Consider the following 16,258-nt stretch of genomic DNA (forward strand, 5'->3'; position numbering starts at 1 on the left):
GCGCCACCGTTCGGACTCGAGATCCCGGCTTCCCCGCCCCGAAGCGACCGGGCAGACTGTCGTCGATGACCAGCAGCGCCCCGCCCACCGCCTCGGCTCCCGCCGTCTCCGGCTTCCTGCCGGCGCTCGAGGGCATGCGCGGATTCGCGGCCGTCGGCGTCCTGATCACGCATGTGGCATTCCAGACCGGCGCCGTGCACGACCCGGTGCTCGGCCGCATCTGGGGGCGGTTCGACCTGGCCGTCGCCCTGTTCTTCGCACTGTCGGGCTTTCTGCTGTGGCGGCCGCACGCGGCGGCCGCGCGCGGTCTCGGGGCCGCGCCGCCCGCCGGGCGCTACCTGCTGTCCCGGGCCACCCGCATCCTGCCCGCCTACTGGGTGGTGGTGTGCATCGTGCTGCTCCTGCTGCCCGAGGCCGGCAGCGGGTGGCGGCTGTGGCTGGCGAACCTGACCCTGGTGCAGGTGTTCGTGCCGCTGAGTCTCACCGAGGGGCTCACCCAGATGTGGAGCCTGTCGGTGGAGGTGGCCTTCTACCTGCTGCTGCCGCTGTTCGCCGCAGCGCTCGCCGGTCTGCGTGGCGAACGGGCCCGGTTCCGCGTCCCGCTGCTCCTCGCCCTGAGTGCGCTGTCGCTGGTGTGGGCGTGGCTGCCGGTTCCCACCCCTGGCCACATCAACCACGACAACTGGCTGCCGGGCTATCTGCCGTGGTTCGCCGCCGGCATGGTGCTCGCGGAGCTCGTCACGGGCGAGTGGACCTGGGTGCACCGCCTCGCGGCGCACCGGGTGCTCATGGCGGTGGTCGCCGTGACCGCGTTCGCGCTGTCCACCACGGCCCTCGGCGGGCCGGAAGGACTCGTGAAGATCGATCCGTGGCAGTACAACGGCAAGATCCTGCTCGGCGCGCTCATGAGCTTCGCGCTGCTCGCGCCCCTCGTCCTGGCGCCGCGCGCCGAGCACCGCATCCTGGCGAGCGGACCGGCGCTGACCGTGGGCCGATGGTCGTACGGCATCTTCATCTGGCATCTGGCCGTGCTGTCCATCGTGTTCCCGGTCTTCGGCATCATCCCGTTCCAGGGCGACTTCTGGTTCGTGCTCGCGGTGACCCTCGTGCTGAGCATCGCCGTCGCGTCGGTCAGCTACGCCCTCGTCGAGGAACCGGTGCGCCGGGAGGTCAGGCGCCGGCAGAGCCGCGTCGCCTCCACCGCAGAACGCGTCGCAGACTCCGCCGCGCCCTGACCGAGACCGGCAGCGCGGCGAGTCCCAGCGCGACGAGCCCGCACAGCGCGGCGAACTGGACGACGAACGAATGCCCGACGTAGCCGCCCGGGGCCCGCCACGGCCCGGTGGACAGCAACGCCATCGCCGTCATGGTGGCGCATCCGGTCACGACGACCAGCGTGCGGGCCGCCACGTCGCGGCCCCAGCGCGCACCCACCGCCACGATCGCCGCTGCCGCCACGATCGTCGTCGCCGCCCCCACCGCGCCGGCCGCGAGGACGGCGACGGCCAGCACGCCGGCGAACCCGACGGTGGTACTGCCCCAGACCCGGGGCGCGGGCCCCGGATCGGCGACGGGGCGCCGGCGCGGCCACGCCGCGAGCGCGAACAGCGGCAGCAGCAGGAGCAGACCGCCGAAGATGCCGAGGCGATACCACCGGTCGGTGGCGAACTCGAGCGTCACGGTGCCGCCGGTGCCGGCGGGCACGACCCAGCCCTGCTGCCAGCCGTCGACCACCACGGGTGTCAGCTCGGTGCCGTCGGCGGCCGTGGCGACCCAGCCGACGTTGGTGCTCTCCGGCACGACGACGATCCGGTCCCGTTCGGACGCAGGCACCTCGAGCTCGCGCAGGTTCTCGGTCCAGGTGCCGACGGCGAGTTCGGTGGGTTCGGGGGCCGGCGGGCTCGCGGCGCCCGGAACCGGGAGCCGCAGCGTCCCGACGGTGAACGCCTGACCCGGATCGATCTCGACGTCGACGTGCCCGGCGGGCAGCGGTGCGACGGTCTCGTCGCACAGGGTGGTCGGCACCTCGACGCCGGCGGCGAGGTCCGCGACGGTCGCGGTGACCGAGGTCCGGTAGCTGCGGCCGTCGACGGTGAGCACCGGGCCCGTGTCGCAGCCGACCGTGACCTGCCGGTCGTACACCGAATCCTGCGGGCCGATCGGACCGTCCGGGCCGAGGACGGTCACTTCCGCCAGACCCGGCGGGACGACCTTGGCGAAGCCGAGCACCGTCTGGTCCAGCACGTCCTCCCAGCCGACCAGGCCGAGCACCACCCGATCCGTCACATGTGGTTCGAGATCGATTGTCGCCGTTGATGATTCGACGTCGCGCACCTGGGGTCCGTTGCCGAGGTCGACGGCGACGCGGGTCGGGCGCGCCGGCAGCGGTCCCAGGCCCGCGGCCACCTCCAAGCCGGTCACCAGCTGCGGGGACGGCAGGTCGAGCGTGACGGTCGGTCGCGGTGCGCCGGGACGCACCGACTCCTCCGACGCCGTCCACGTGGTCCGCGGATCACCGTCGGTCGCGGCGAACGCGGAGCCCTGCAGGTCGACGACGTCCGCGGCGCCGCGGGCGACCACCCGGTCCGGCAGCGCGACGATCTCGGCGAGGGCCGGGCCGGGCCGGGCCCGCACCCACGGCTGCGGCGCCACCGACGTCGCTTCCGGCACCGACAGGGTGCGGGTGAAGAGGTTCGGCTCCTCGGCCGCGACGGCCAGACCCCGCGCACACCGCACCCGATCGGGGGTGTCGACGCAGCCGCCGCGTCCGGGCAGTTCCTGACCGAGATTCCAGCCCCGCACCGTCGCCCCGGCGACGACGTCCGGCAACACGATCCGCTGCCGGATCTCGACGGGCCGGGGGTTGTCGCGGTCGGTGAAGTCGTCCACCGCCACCTCGGTCAGCCCGAACTGGTTGCCCACCGACCCGTCCTCGGTGCGGGTAGAGGTGATCCGGATCCAGGTCGTCCGTCCGAGCGGCAGCGCCACGGTCTGTTCGCGGCCGGGCTTCTCGACGCGCACGGCGGTGCTGCCGCGGTCGGTGGTCACCTCGAGCCATTTCACGGCGGGGCCGAGCGCGCCGGGGCTGGTACTCAGCCGCAGCAGCCCGGCCTCGAGGGGCCGGTCCAGGTCGAGTTGCAGCCACTGGCCGACCGCGGACTCGAGGCCGTTGCTGTGCCAGCCGGTCGTGGGATCGCCGTCGACGGTGGCCGCCGGTCCGCTCCCCACGGAGGTGCCGCCGAGCTGGGTGGCGTCGGCCGCGGAGCTGGACACACTGATCCGGGCGCCCTCCCATTCGGCGTGCACGAGGTCGGTGTCCGGCACCGGATAGTCCGGCACGAGGTTGTAGGTGCGCCGCGGGTCACCGGCGGCACGGATCGCCGAACTGTGGTGGTCGACCTGGCCGTAGTCGGTTTCGCGGGCGGTGGGGGTGTCGGTGACGAGGACGTCGTCGACTGGCAGACCGGCGCGGTTCGCGTCGGCGGCGAGCAGGACGGGGCCGGTGCTGCCCGGCTCGGCGTCGTCGAGGCGCAGCAGGGCCTCGGGGCCGCCCTGCACACGGGGCACGTCGGCCGCGTCCACCGCGTACGGCCCGACCGGGGCGCCGGGCAGGTCCACGCGGTAGATCTCGATCGCCGGGTACGCCGGCCGCAGGTCGGAATCGGCGGTGAAGCCCTCCTCGAAGTTCCGGGTGATCTCGTTGCCGAACTCCGCGACCCGGACCAGCCCGGAGGAACCTTCGATCGCCCGGTGCACGAGCACCGGCCGCGCCGACGGCGACGTCTCCGGGTCGAGGTCGTTGCGGATCACCACATATCCGATGCCCTGACCGCGCAGCGTCGCCGCCAGCCCCGGGGTGGGCCGGCCGTCGGCGATGTGCCGCTGCACCGAGTCCAGGGCCCGGATCGCGCCGGGCGGCACGAGGGGCACGGCGTCGCGGGAGGCCCACGGCGTCGACGCGAGGGCCTGGATGGGCTCGTCGCGGGTCAGGCCCCAGATCTGGCTGCCGAACGGGGCGCCCGGCACGATCAGCGCGCGTTCCCCGCGGGTGTGCTCGTCGAGCCACGCGGCGGTCTCGTGCCAGTATCCGGGCACCGCATCGTAGGCACCGCGCGGGGCGAGCCGGCCGGTCCACGCCAGCGACGTCGCGAGGGTCAGCGCCACGAGGATCAGGGTGGTGAACGCGACCATCGGCTGTCGCTCGGGGTGCGCGAACGCGGTCCGGGCCTGCCGCCACGGCACCGCACCGGGCAGCGGCACCCGGCGCAGCAGATGCGCGAGCCCGAGCACGAGCGGCAACCGCACCAGCGGCTCGAGCTTGTGCACGTTGCGCAGCGGGGCGCCGGTCGAATCCAGGAAGAGCCGGACCTGCTCGGCGATCGGCGAGCCGAGGTCACCGACGTACCCGGCGGCCAGCCCGGCGATGCCGGCGAACAGGATCAGCGTCCACCGCCCCCGGGCGGGCATCGAGCGCGTCGCCAGTCCCGCCAGGCCCGCGGCCGCGAGCAGCCCGGTGACCAGGACTGCCGCCGGTTGGGTGACCAGCACCGCGCCGGCGATGCGCTCGGGGGAGACGAACGGGGTCCAGCTGTCGGTGCCGCGCAGCACCTCCGCCAGTGAGGTCCACTGCGTGGTCACCCCGGACGATTCGATGTAGTCCAGGAACGGGGGACTGACGCGGCCGAGCAGCAGCAGCGGCACGATCCACCACAGCACCGCGACGACGCAGGCCGGGATCCACCACAGCGTGAACCGCCACCAGCGCCGGTTCGGGCGGTGCGCCAGCCACCACAGTCCGGCGACGAGGCACGCGGCGACGGTGGCGACGGCGTTGATCGCGCCCATGAGTGCGACGGCGACGGCGGACTGAGCTGCCGTTCGACGAGCGGAATACGACCCGTCGCCGTCGAGGTAGCGCACGAGCGGCAGCAGCACCCACGGCGCCAGCATCATCGGCAGCGTCTCCGACGAGATGGATCCCAGGGTGGTCAGCACGCGGGGAGAGAGCGCGAACGCCGCCGCGGCGATCAGCCGGGAGCCACGATTGCCGACACCGAGCGCCTCCGCGAGCCGCACCACGCCCCAGAACCCGGCGAGCAGCAGCAGCGCCCACCACACCCGCTGGGTGATCCACGGCGGGATGTGCAGGAGCTGGCCGACGGCGAAGAAGGAACCGTGCGGGAAGAAGTAGCCGTACGCCTGGTTCTGGACCTGGCCGAGCGGCGCGATACTGCTCCACTGGTGGGCGGCGCGGGCGAGGAATCCCAGGGGATTCTGGGTCAGGTCGTACTTGGTGTCGGCGACGATCAGGCCGGGGGCCTGCGCGAACGCCAGCAGCAGCGACACCACGGCGGCCCCGTACAACCACCGCCTGGAGAAGGGGTCGGCGGACGGTGCCCCACCGGGGTGGGGTGCCGTGCCGTGGGAAGTGCGTGAACTCGTCGCGTGGACGGCGCCGTCAGCGGCTGCCGTACTCAACCTGGTTCAGCAGGGAGGAATCGGCGTTGCCGCTGCGGTCGACCTGCGGGCGGGTGTTCTCCTGAACCGCCGCCGTGACGCCGAACACCGCCACGGCGCCGAGGACGGCACCGATCGCCGCGCTGGCCAGGCCCGGGCCCACGAACTTCGCCATACCCATCTCCCCATCGTCCATCGTCGGCTCCCGTGTGAGCCGACATCCGTCGCGCGCGCCGTCGCCGGGTCCGACCCGGTGTCGTCGCGCTCCGCGTCAAGGTATCACCCGTACGGGGACAACTGTGGCGTGCTCCACTCGTGGCGGCCTAGAGGCCGAGCGCGCCCAGCAGTGTGCGCAGCTTCGCGGTGGTCTCGTCGAGTTCGGCCTGCGGATCGGATGCCGCGACGATGCCCCCGCCGCCCCACGCGAGGGCGCGCCTGCCGTCGGCGCTGAGTTCGGCGCAGCGGATCGCCACCAGCCAGTCCCCGTCGCCGTTCGCGTCGCACCATCCCACCGCCCCGCCGTAGAAGCGACGGTCGCCCTCCGTGCCGCGGATCGCGGCGAGCGCGGCCTCGGTGGGGGTGCCGGCCACGGCCGGGGTGGGGTGCAGCGCGGCGGCCAGGGTCAGGACGTCCGTCGCGGGATCGCGCAGGGTGCCGGTGATCGGGGTGGCCAGGTGCCACACGTCGCTCGTCGCGGTCAGCACGGGTGTGCCGGGGATCTGCAGGTCACCGCACAGCGGGGCCAGGCGGGCGCGGATCCACTCGACGACGAAGGCGTGCTCGGCAAGGTTCTTCGCCGAGGCGAGCAGCTGCCGGCCCGCCTCCCGGTCGGCGTCCGGGTCGGCGCAGCGCGCGACGGTGCCGGCGAGCGGACGGCACGTGACGGCGTCGCCGCGGCGGCTGACCAGCAGCTCGGGCGTCGCACCGACCAGGGTGTGACCGCGGTACCGCTCGCCGGCAGCGCTCAGATCCGCCGCATAGACGTGGGCGGTGGGGTGGCGTTCGGCCATCCGGGCCGCGAGGGCGAGCGGGTCGACGGGTGTGTCCGCGACGAGCGTGACCGAGCGGGCGGCGACGACCTTGTCGAGTTCGCCGCGGCCGAGCCGGTCGCGCAGCGCCGCGACCCGCGCGACGTGTTGCTCGGGCTCGGGGGTCTGCGCGGCGATCCGCACCGTGGGCAGGTCGGGCAGGGTGTCCGGCGGCTGCCAGGCCGTGCCGGTCACCTCGGCCGTTTCGGGCTGGGTCAACGCGGCCGGACGCTCGGGATCGAAGGGCAGGGCGCCCACGATCAGGTCGGCCTCCCCGCGGCGCAACGCGAGGGAGGCCTCGGCGATGTCGGTGAACCGGCGGCGCGTCCCGGTGGTGTGCACGGTGCGATCGGCGCGGGAGAGGAGGAAACCGTCCATGGTGGGTCGACGATATCCCCGCCCGCATGCGGTTCGCGCCGCGGCTAGCGTCCCGGCGGGACGATCAGCACGGGCCGATGGCTGTGCCGCAGCACATGGTCGGCCACCGACGACTGCAGCAGCGAGCGCAAGCCCGTGGTGCCGCGGGTGCCGGTGACGATGATGTCGACGTTCAGCTCGTCGGCGGCCTCGACGATGGCGGTCCACACGGCACTGACCACCTCGAGGGTGCGGCCCTCCGCGGCGAGCCCGGCGGAGCGGGCCAGATCGAGTCCCTCCGCGTTGATCACCTTCGCGTCGGTGAGTGCGACGTCCTCGGTCTCCTCGTCGGGGACCCATTCCGGCTGCATCACCCCCGACAGCCCGGACATGCGGGCGGCCTGACGGACCATCGGTTCCCAGGCCGTGACGACGACGGCGCGGCACGAGGCGAGGAATCTCCCCGCATATTCCACGGCCCGCTTGGCGTTCTCGGAGCCGTCGTAGGCGATGAGGATGAGATCTGCGGGCATCACGAATCCCTGCTGTCGTGGCGGTCCTTGGGGGACACTTTACCGGCCGTCGTAGGCCGTGGGGACCACCCGCCGCCGCGGGTCGTGGGGACCGCCACGGTGGTGGTCGGCTACCGTCGGAGGCCATGCGGATCCGTCACACCCTCACCGTCGCGGTCGCGGCCGTCCTCGCCGTCGCCGGGTGCGGAGGACAGGACGCTCCCCGGGCTGCCGAGTCCACGCCGCCGCCCACGGACACCTCGGCCGTCGCGCCGCCACCGTCGCCCGCCCCGATGGCGACCGCGTCTGCCGCGCCGGCGTGCGGCGACGAGCTGCTTGCGTCGCTGACGGTGCGGCAGCGGCTTGCGCAGCTGCTCAACGTCGGCGTCACCGGCACGGCCGACGCCCTCGAGGCGGTGCAGTCCGAACAGATCGGCGGGATCTTCGTCGGCAGCTGGACCGATGTGTCGATGCTGGCGAACCGGGAGATCCCGCAGGTGGCGGCGGCAAGCCGGCTGCCGCTGATGGTCACCATCGACGAGGAGGGCGGCCGGGTCTCGCGCGTCGGGGCACTGCTGGGTCCCGATCCGTCGGCACGGGTGACGGCGCAGACCATGACGGTGGAAGAGACCTACCGGATGGCGCTCGAGCGGGGCCGGGAGCTGCGCGAGCTCGGCGTCACCGTCGACTTCGCGCCCGACGTGGACGTGAGCAGCCAGCCCGACGACGCGGTGATCGGCGACCGTTCCTTCTCCGCCGATCCGCAGGTGGTGGTGCAGTACGCCGACGCTTACGCGCGCGGGCTGCGCGATGCGGGAATCCTGCCGGTGCTCAAGCACTTCCCGGGCCACGGCTCGGCGTCGGGCGACTCGCACACCGGTGCGGTCACCGCGCCGCCGCTCGACCAGTTGCAGCAGGTGGACCTGGTGCCGTACCGGGAGCTCGTCGATTCCGGTGTCGCGGTGATGCTCGGGCACCTGGACGTACCCGGTCTGACCGAGGGGCTGCCGGCGAGCATCAGCCCGCAGGCCGTGCAGTTGCTGCGCTCCGGAACGGGCTACGGCGCCCCGCCGTTCGACGGGGTGGTCTTCACCGACGACCTGTCGGGGATGCAGGCCATCACCGACACGTACGACATCACCGAGGCGGTGCAGGCGGCGCTCGCCGCCGGGGTGGACCAGGCGCTGTGGCTGTCCACCGACGACGTCCCACGGGTGCTCGACCATCTCGAGCAGGCGGTGGCGACGGGAGCGCTGCCGGCCGCGCGGGTGGACGACGCAGTACGCACCGTCGCGCGCGCCAAGGGCGCGCTGGACTGCTGAATCGACGTCGGAAACCCCCTCCTTACTCTAGAGTAAGGAGGGGGAGCATCGGGACTTGGAGGACACATGGCCGGCGGTACCAAGCGACTGCCTCGCGCGGTGCGGGAACAGCAGATGCTGGATGCCGCGGTGGAGGTCTTCTCCGAGAACGGATTCCACAACACCTCGATGGACGCCATCGCGGCCCGGGCGCAGATCTCCAAGCCGATGCTCTACCTGTACTACGGCTCGAAGGACGAACTGTTCGCCGCGTGCATCAGCCGGGAGGGGCAGCGGTTCGTCGAGGCGCTGACACCCGCCGGCGACCCGGGGCTCACGCCGCGCGACCAGCTGCGGGTGGCGCTCGAGTCGTTCCTCGGATTCGTCGACGCCCACCGCAACTCGTGGATGGTGCTCTACCGCCAGGCGATGTCGCAGCAGGCGTTCGCCGGGCAGGTCCGCAGCAGCCGGGACCGGCTCATCGAGCTCACCGCTCATCTGCTCGAGTCGAGCACCCGCGACCCGGAGCCCGGGACGGACTTCGTCATCATGGCGGTGGCGCTGGTCGGCGCCGGTGAGGCGGTCGCCGACCGCATCGCGGGCGGCGAGATCGACGTGGAGAAGGCCGCCGATCTGCTCGAGAATCTCGCCTGGCGCGGCCTGGCCGGCAAGAAGCGCACCGACCAGCACGGCTGAGCAGCCCCGAGGCCCCGTCGGGGCCGTCCGGAGACGACCCCGACGGAACCGGGGGTCCTTCCGCCGGATGGGGGGTCGGCGGAAGGAGCAGGCGCCCGGACCTCGCCCGGGCGAGCCGAGGTGGCTTCCCGTTCGGCGACGCGATCGCTGAAGAGGAAGTCGAAAGTGTATGGGTCCCGGACTAGCTGCTGGGCCAGATCCGACTCCTGCGGCGGGAGATGGTCGGGGAAGTTCGACGGTGCTGCTCCGATCCGCCGATGCAGCTGTCCCACGATCTGGTGGGTAAGGACGTTGCGCGACCAGCCGTGCTCGGCGGCCTGGGAGGCATACCAGCTGCGTTCGTCCTGCCTGTCGAGCTTGTCCAGCAACACCGATGTCCGCGATGTCCTCATGGTGGATCCAACACCTCGAACCGCACCTGCGGCCTATCCCCGACGGCGACACGGGACCGATGGCCAACGCCAAATCCGATCACAGCTTCATGGGACGGCCGGCCATGCCCTCGGACCCTGTACCTACAGCCGTTCTCAACGTGATCCTTACGCAGCACAGCGGGTGAGTGTCAAGGGAAATCCGCGTAGAGATACTTGGACTGATTTCCAGGGGTGCCAACGTCTGAGGTACTGCCAACCCCCTTAGATTGCGAATAGGGTAAACGAATTCTGGTGCAGCACTTAGAGTGAGAGCTGCCCACAAGTGAGCCGTTTCGGCGAGCACCTCGGAGCACATCGATGATCCTCACCGAATCTTGCAGAAATGGGGATGCATGAATATGACACGCAGACAGCGACGCAGTGACAGTGGTAGTGCGCGGAGAGTGGCGATCGCCTTCGCTGCCGGAACAGTCGCGATGGCGGTTGGTTTCGTCGGCCCAGCGGGCACTGTGTCTGCGGCACCGGTCGAGCGCAGCACCGAAACCTACACCTTTTCCTTTACGTTCGAGGGGCCGGTGACCTGCAACGGGGGACCCACCTACACCTTGACCGACACCGTCACTGCCACTGACTATTACCTCGAAAATCCAGGTGGAAGAAGAGTTTTCCGGTCAGTTTTCATGGAGTCGCTCACCGGCGTCCCGCTGGATCCGTCGCTGCCGACCGTCACCGCGACTACCGAAGGCCAAGCCACCGCGAGCACGTCGACGCAGGGGGCCTTCACCAACACCTACCACGGGAAAACAATCGCGACCTACTCCGACGGGAGCACGGAAAGTGCCTCGTTCATCGGTCATGCGACCGTGAGCCCGTATCACCAAAAAATCTTGAACTTCGACAGATGCCACTGAATCGCCACTTCCGAGGTTCTTCGACCGAGTCCCGGAGCTTTCTCAGACCGGTCTCAGCGCCAATACACTGAGGCACAACGGATCGAGGATCCACGTCCTCTCCCGAGATGAACGGGTGACGGCGGTGAACTCGGTGTATATCCACGACCGTGTGATTCTGCTGCCGATGGTGACCGCCATATCGATCCACAAGCAGGGGATCTCGGGGTGCGGTTCGGACACGTCGCCGCGTTCGCTCGGAACGGCCCCACTGGTCATTTCCGGCGTGCGCTGGCGACTGGCAGTCCCCTCGAGGCTGGCGATAGGAACCTCCCAGGAGCAGGAGCAGGAGCAGGAGCAGGAGCAGGAGCCGGTCGCGGCAGCGTCAAGCGCCACATCCGATCGCAGCTTTATGGGCTGTCCGGCCATGCCCGCCGACCCGGTTCCGTCGACCGTCCTCGACAAGATCCTCAACAAGTACACCTAGGAGACAGCGATGAGCATCCAGATCGTCGCGTCTTAGCTCAACCCATCGACCCATGATCCCGCTGGGCTATAAGACCATGCCAAGTACGCCGCCGGATGCAAATGTGAACTCGACTCAAGAATTGGTTCTGACCCACTTTCCGTGATGATCCAGGGGCTCGGTCAGCGTTACCGGCTAACGGATTCCTGGCTGTTCTGAAACCACGAAAACGCCCAACCGAGGGCGGTATCCCTGGACCAGTTCAGGTGATCTTCGGCCGACGCTCCGGGCCCGGGCCTGGTGTCCAATGCGTTCGGGGTGCGGGCGGCGCCGAACACCGACCGCTTCGCGGATTCGGTGACTTCGCTGCCGTGACGAGGCTCGGGGAAAATCCCCAGCTGTGCTCGACGAAAGTCCCCACCTGTGAGCGGTGTTCACTGTAGCGGTTGCCGGGTGCCGGTGGTGGCTTTGCGGAGGTTCTCCGAACGTGCGTGATGGTCTCGCAGCCGGTAGGAATCACCGTCGAGGTTGAGCACCACCGACCGATGCAGGAGCCGGTCGAGCATGGCGGCGGCAACGGTCGTGTCGCCGAGGACCTCACCCCATTCCCCGACCCCACGGTTGGTGGTCATGACGATCGAGGTCTTCAGATAGCGTTGCGCAACAACCTGAAACAACGCCGATGCGGCCTCCCCGGGTAACGGCAGATAACCGAGTTCGTCGATGACCAACAGGGTCGGGCCGGCGAAGAACCGCATCGTCGTCGCCCACCGACCCTCGATCGCGGCGCGATGACAGCGAGCGGCGAGGTCGGCCGCGGTGGTGAAATAGGTGCGATACCCGGCATGGACCGCAGCACGGGCCAATCCCACCGACAGGTGGGTCTTCCCGACCCCGGGCGGGCCGATGAGCAGCACATTCGTCGCCGTTTCCAGGAACCGGCAGGTCCCGAGTTCGGCGATGAGCGGTCGGTCGAGGTTCGGGGCGGCATCGAAGTCGAAGTCCTCCAGCGAGGCCGGCGTGGGCAGGCAGGCGAACCGCAGCCGGCCCGCCAGCCGGCGCGCCTCGGTGGCGTCGACCTCGATCGCCAGCAACTGCTCGAGGGTGGCGGTCATCGACAGGTTGTTCTTCTGGGCCCGGTCGAGCACCGCCGGTAGCGCTTCGGCGGCGTCGTGCAGTTTGAGCACGGCCAGATGCCCGCGCAACCGCTGATAGAGACTGGCGGCTTCGCTGGTGGCGGGTGCCGGGATCGGGTCCGGCGGGGTAGATGCGGTGCTCATGCCAGGGTGTTCCTTCCGCGGGCGGCCCGTTCGTAGGTCGACAGGTCGATCACCGTCGAGGCGGCCGGGACCGGGGTCGGTTCGCTGTCACCGGACGATGAGGTGGTGGTCTCGTCGCTGGTGCGGAGCTTGCGTGCTGCAGCGATCGCCTCGGGTCCCGGTGGGATCCGTTCCTTGCGGCGGTGCGGACGGCCACCGGTGCCGGCGGCGGCCATCGCCACCTGTTCGAGGGCGAGCACGTGCCCGTGGTCGCGGACCATCACTCCGGCTCCGTCCGGCGCCAGGCGGTGTCGAGCGATGGTGATCTGCGAGGTGGTGACGATGTCGATGACCTCCGATCCCAGCACCCGGGTGACGGTGACCTGCGCCGACGCCAACTCCGGTGGCACCGAATAGCGGTTGCCGCGATAGGACACCAACGCCTGCCGCGACACGACCCGGGACTCGGTGAGGATCGCCGGATACGGCACTGTCGGTGGCGGTGACAACGCTTCGGCAGCGGCGAGTGCGGCCACCGTGGTCCGCCCGTCGGCGGTGCGGCGGGGTCGGGTGTCGCTGCGCACCCGGCAGAACTCGTCCAGCCTCGTCTGCGCCTGCTCGACGGTGACGTCGTCGGGCAGGGTGCGCCACCACCGCCCAGCGGCAGTATGGTTGGCCTTCTCGACGACTCCTTTGCGGTTGCCGGCCCGGGGTGGGCAGATCGTCACCGTCACGCCGTAGTGTTTCGCGACCCCGGCGAAGCTGGCGGTCATCCGTCCGCTGTCGGGGTGGCAGACCGTGGCCATGCGGTCGAAGCGCCAGCTGCGGGTCAGCCCACCGAGACCGCGGCAGATGCGGTCGAGACCGTCGACCAGATGCGGCTGGGTCATCGCCGGCGCCAGCATCCCGCGCCAACGCCCGGAATGCGCGAGCGAGCCGACCAGCAGATGCGCCATCGAACCCCACCCCCAGGATGCGGGTGGGTTCGGCAGATCGACCCAGTCCCACTGGGTTTCCTCACCGGGCGGGTGCTCGATCACCGCGTTCGGCCGGTCGGTGGCGCTCGCGCAGTGCTCGCACACCGGCCGGAGTTCGCGGTCGCGGATCTGCCGGGTCAGCGTCTGATACGACATGCGGTAGCCCAGCTCTTCGAGTTCGTCGCACAGGGTCCGCGCCCACAGGTGCGGATCTTCCCGCAGCCGGCAGGTGATGTAGTCGACGAACGGTTCGAAGGGGTCGGGTTCGGTGCGTTTGCGCACCCCAGGGGTGCGTTCGTTGTTCAGATAAGCCCGGATGGTCTTGCGGTCTCGGCCGGTGTGACGGGCGATCGCCGAGATCGTCCAGCCTCGATTGCGTAGGGCGTGTACTTCCACATCGTCCTCCCATGTCAGCATGAGAATGCGGGTCTCCTTCGACTGGCTGATGTGTGGTCAGAGACCATCAGCATCGGAGGAGACCCGCCCTCGTTGGCGGTGCCACACGGGTGGGGAATTTCGATGAGCGTTACTGGGGAATTTCAGCGAGCGCCGTCAGCCGACCTCGACACCGACCTTCTCGGCCAATTTGCCGCACTAGGTGCCGGGCGGAGTGCCCATGGCGACGTAGTAGTCGACCGCATCGGGTTTGTGGGACTCGGTGGCGTCGCCCTTGGCGACGTGCTTGGTGAGATAGACATAACCGTCCCCGGCACGATCCGGCCCCGTCGTCTTACCCGCGACGGCCACGCCGGTCCCGGCGCCTGCTACCGACGACACGCAGCCGGTGCCCGCAGCGTCCTGACATTCCGCCGGTCAGGATCACCCCCGGCGAACCGCTGCTCGCGTTCGAACTTCCCGATGCCGAAGTCGAGTACGTCGGCATCGGAGCCGTCGGATCAGCCACGGTGGATGCGGCTGCCGGACAACTCGTTGCGGCCGTCGACGGCGAACGTCTCGCGTGAGATCGAGTCGCTGGTGTGGTCGCTCATGTGGGCCTCGATGAGGGGCCTTTGCGCGTGACGCCGCGGAAGAACCGCTGCCGTTCGGTGCGGGACACGGAGTCGGGTGTCAACCTCATCCGATGCCTCGTCACAACGCGGTGACGCAGGTGCCGATGCCGGCGACGATGACAAGCGTGGCAACGATTGCCTGGAAGGTGGCGCCTTTGACGTGGTGGGCGATCTTGAGTCCTAGGCGGTTGCAGACGACAGCTGTGACGATCAGGGCGGGCATCCATGGCCAGAACGAGATGCCGGTGAGTCCGCCCTGGACTGCGAGAACGGCCAGTGTGGCGGCGCAGGCGACGATGAGGTAGCCGGAGATGTTGGCGATGAAGACGACTGGGGTGGTGCCCGAGCGCAGTAGCATGAGCGCAGGCGCGGGCCCAGTAAGTGATGTGGTCGCCGATAGGTACCCGCTCAGCAGGCCGGTCAGGAACTGGATACTCCTTGTCGGCTGACGTACACCCGCTCTAACTCGGCGAGCCATCATTACGCCGCATACGATGACAGCGATTCCTGCGATGAATTTGAGTAGGACTTGAGGTGTGATGTCGAGGGTGATCGCGCCGACCAGGATCCCGGGGAGGCAGCCTGCGCTGAGTAGGGCGACACAGCGCCGGTCGATCGCGGCGAACAGTTGAGCAGCCGTTCCGCAGCGCGTGGCCAGCCCGATCATCAAGTTCACGACGACTGTGTCGGTGACGTCCATGCCGATCACCAACAGAAGCGGTGTTGCGAGTAGGGCAGCACCGAAACCGGTTACTCCCCCGAGAACCGACGTCGCCCCCACGACCACGCACACCACCGCCGCCATGGTCACAGTCATGGTCGCGTCCTGGGTGTGGGGCGCGCACTTTCCGCCTCGCGGTAGTTGCGGCGGCGCGGACTGTCGACCGTGTCGAGGCGAGCGTCGCGGTGCCGTTCGCGATACTGCTGGTATTTGACGTGGCAGAAGGACCGCATCGCGCGGCGCTGAGCGTCGTCCAAGCCTGCGCCGATCGGGTTGGCCGCGAGAATGGCATCCACGCGGGTGTAGAACTCGAGCGGGCTGAGGCCGAAGGTGACGTAGATGTCGTCGTCTGCGCCGCCGTAGCGCATCCATATGCGGACGTAGGTGAGCATGTGGTGTTCGTGCGGAGTCATATGGCTAGGTGTGCTGGATCGTTACGAGAAGTGACATGCCGACGCCGGCGGTCACGGCGATGGTGACCACAAATAGCGAGGTCGGCAGGACCGCGGGCGAGGCATGGTCGAGTCGGTAGCGGCGCGTGCGGATCGCCATGCCCACACACAACAGCGCAACCACCAGCGCGCTGAGGGTAAGCATCGCGCTCGCCGCCCAGCAACGGTCCGAGGTCCAGGCGCGGTAACACATGAATGTGAGGCATGCGCCGGTGAGAGTTGTTCGACGCCACGCCAGGATGGTCCGCTCCGGCTGAAGCCCAGGATCTCGTCGCGGTGAGGATTTCACGCAATCACCACCAGCGCACATACCCCTGCCACAACGCACACCCCACTGACCGTTACGCGCACTATGAAGGCCGACGGCAACGGTGCACTGCGGCGCATCGCTGCCTGTACGCGGCGCCATCGGTGGAAGGCACCGAGGGACAACGCGGTTGCTACGACGACACAAATCACCGCCAATACGGCATGTCCGACGCCGTCTGACACGTCGGCGAACAACTCACCCACTGCTACGCCGGCGGCCAATAGAGCGAGGCTGGTCCGGATCCAAGCGAGGAAGGTGCGCTCGTTGGCCAAGGTGAAGCGATAGTCCGGCTCTTCGTCGCGCCCCTTACCGCTCTCCCGCGCAGCAACCTCCTCGAAGTCCGACCCCATTCGGCCGCCGTTGTTCTCATGCTTCGCCGTCTGTCCGTGTGGCGTCATCGCATCCTCTCCCACTGGGTTGACTGATCTGTCAGTCAGTCCTATCTTAT

General features: G+C 69.7%; 17 protein-coding genes and 1 pseudogene. 6 read left to right on the plus strand and 12 right to left on the minus strand.

Annotated elements, in window-relative coordinates; all coding sequences use genetic code 11:
• Positions 1-65: 65 nt before the first annotated feature.
• Positions 66-1,235: an acyltransferase family protein gene (locus QYS60_RS00940; protein WP_371382162.1), complete on the plus strand. Its 1,170-nt coding sequence runs from the start codon at positions 66-68 to the stop codon at positions 1,233-1,235.
• On the opposite strand, the gene QYS60_RS00945 is transcribed toward QYS60_RS00940, so the two are convergent.
• From QYS60_RS00945 to QYS60_RS00960, 4 genes are all read right to left on the minus strand, one after another.
• Complete coding sequence (locus QYS60_RS00945; protein WP_371382163.1) at positions 1,171-5,478, minus strand: alpha-(1->3)-arabinofuranosyltransferase family protein; 4,308 nt, start codon at positions 5,476-5,478, stop codon at positions 1,171-1,173. The genes QYS60_RS00940 and QYS60_RS00945 overlap by 65 nt on opposite strands.
• Positions 5,459-5,632, minus strand: coding sequence for a DUF2613 domain-containing protein (locus QYS60_RS00950; RefSeq protein WP_003939230.1), 174 nt, complete (start codon positions 5,630-5,632; stop codon positions 5,459-5,461). The genes QYS60_RS00945 and QYS60_RS00950 overlap by 20 nt, the downstream gene beginning before the upstream one ends.
• A gap of 148 nt (positions 5,633-5,780) precedes the next feature.
• Positions 5,781-6,863 (minus strand): isochorismate synthase MenF, encoded by a 1,083-nt coding sequence (locus tag QYS60_RS00955; RefSeq protein ID WP_371382164.1) that lies wholly within the window; start codon positions 6,861-6,863, stop codon positions 5,781-5,783.
• 44 nt (positions 6,864-6,907) lie between these two features.
• Positions 6,908-7,375, minus strand: a complete 468-nt coding sequence (locus QYS60_RS00960) for a universal stress protein (protein ID WP_010593519.1) — start codon at positions 7,373-7,375, stop codon at positions 6,908-6,910.
• A gap of 125 nt (positions 7,376-7,500) precedes the next feature.
• Here QYS60_RS00960 and QYS60_RS00965 point away from each other — a divergent pair, with 125 nt between their 5' ends.
• Both QYS60_RS00965 and QYS60_RS00970 read left to right on the plus strand, forming a co-directional pair.
• Positions 7,501-8,676, plus strand: coding sequence for a glycoside hydrolase family 3 N-terminal domain-containing protein (locus QYS60_RS00965; RefSeq protein ID WP_003939227.1), 1,176 nt, complete (start codon positions 7,501-7,503; stop codon positions 8,674-8,676).
• Between the two features lie 66 nt (positions 8,677-8,742).
• Complete coding sequence (locus QYS60_RS00970; RefSeq protein ID WP_054371341.1) at positions 8,743-9,351, plus strand: TetR/AcrR family transcriptional regulator; 609 nt, start codon at positions 8,743-8,745, stop codon at positions 9,349-9,351.
• A 113-nt stretch (positions 9,352-9,464) separates the two neighbouring features.
• Here the strand turns inward: QYS60_RS00970 and QYS60_RS00975 are convergent.
• Positions 9,465-9,725: pseudogene (locus QYS60_RS00975) on the minus strand (DUF1016 domain-containing protein); the annotation flags it as partial.
• Positions 9,726-9,733: 8 nt separating this feature from the next.
• On the opposite strand from QYS60_RS00975, the gene QYS60_RS00980 reads away from it, so the two are divergent.
• The 3 genes from QYS60_RS00980 (at position 9,734) to QYS60_RS00990 (ending at position 11,102) form a co-directional block, all read left to right on the plus strand.
• Positions 9,734-9,910, plus strand: coding sequence for a DUF4913 domain-containing protein (locus QYS60_RS00980; RefSeq protein WP_235157738.1), 177 nt, complete (start codon positions 9,734-9,736; stop codon positions 9,908-9,910).
• A gap of 258 nt (positions 9,911-10,168) precedes the next feature.
• Entirely contained in the window at positions 10,169-10,636 is a 468-nt protein-coding gene (locus QYS60_RS00985; protein WP_152442270.1) for a hypothetical protein, read from the plus strand.
• A 115-nt stretch (positions 10,637-10,751) separates the two neighbouring features.
• Complete coding sequence (locus QYS60_RS00990; RefSeq protein ID WP_371382165.1) at positions 10,752-11,102, plus strand: hypothetical protein; 351 nt, start codon at positions 10,752-10,754, stop codon at positions 11,100-11,102.
• A gap of 413 nt (positions 11,103-11,515) precedes the next feature.
• Here the strand turns inward: QYS60_RS00990 and istB are convergent, their stop codons facing one another.
• The 7 genes from istB to QYS60_RS01025 all read right to left on the minus strand — a co-directional run bounded on the left by istB (position 11,516) and on the right by QYS60_RS01025 (position 16,208).
• On the minus strand, positions 11,516-12,361 hold the full coding sequence (gene istB / locus QYS60_RS00995) for an IS21-like element helper ATPase IstB (protein ID WP_302071030.1): 846 nt from the start codon (positions 12,359-12,361) through the stop codon (positions 11,516-11,518).
• Entirely contained in the window at positions 12,358-13,734 is a 1,377-nt protein-coding gene (locus QYS60_RS01000; RefSeq protein WP_302071033.1) for an IS21 family transposase, read from the minus strand. Before QYS60_RS01000 ends, istB begins: the two co-directional genes overlap by 4 nt.
• A 177-nt stretch (positions 13,735-13,911) precedes the next feature.
• Positions 13,912-14,094: a hypothetical protein gene (locus tag QYS60_RS01005; RefSeq protein WP_371382166.1), complete on the minus strand. Its 183-nt coding sequence runs from the start codon at positions 14,092-14,094 to the stop codon at positions 13,912-13,914.
• Positions 14,095-14,406: 312 nt separating this feature from the next.
• The gene (locus QYS60_RS01010) at positions 14,407-15,144 is read right to left on the minus strand and encodes a TSUP family transporter (RefSeq protein ID WP_371382167.1); all 738 of its coding nucleotides are present in this window, start codon (positions 15,142-15,144) and stop codon (positions 14,407-14,409) included.
• Positions 15,141-15,440: a hypothetical protein gene (locus QYS60_RS01015; RefSeq protein ID WP_371382168.1), complete on the minus strand. Its 300-nt coding sequence runs from the start codon at positions 15,438-15,440 to the stop codon at positions 15,141-15,143. Before QYS60_RS01015 ends, QYS60_RS01010 begins: the two co-directional genes overlap by 4 nt.
• 25 nt (positions 15,441-15,465) lie before the next feature.
• Positions 15,466-15,810, minus strand: a complete 345-nt coding sequence (locus tag QYS60_RS01020) for a DUF202 domain-containing protein (RefSeq protein ID WP_371382169.1) — start codon at positions 15,808-15,810, stop codon at positions 15,466-15,468.
• Positions 15,786-16,208, minus strand: a complete 423-nt coding sequence (locus QYS60_RS01025) for a YidH family protein (RefSeq protein WP_235157731.1) — start codon at positions 16,206-16,208, stop codon at positions 15,786-15,788. Before QYS60_RS01025 ends, QYS60_RS01020 begins: the two co-directional genes overlap by 25 nt.
• Between the last annotated feature and the right edge of the window lie 50 nt (positions 16,209-16,258).

Source organism: Rhodococcus sp. GXMU-t2271, from assembly GCF_041414735.1.
GTDB lineage: Bacteria > Actinomycetota > Actinomycetes > Mycobacteriales > Mycobacteriaceae > Rhodococcus > Rhodococcus indonesiensis.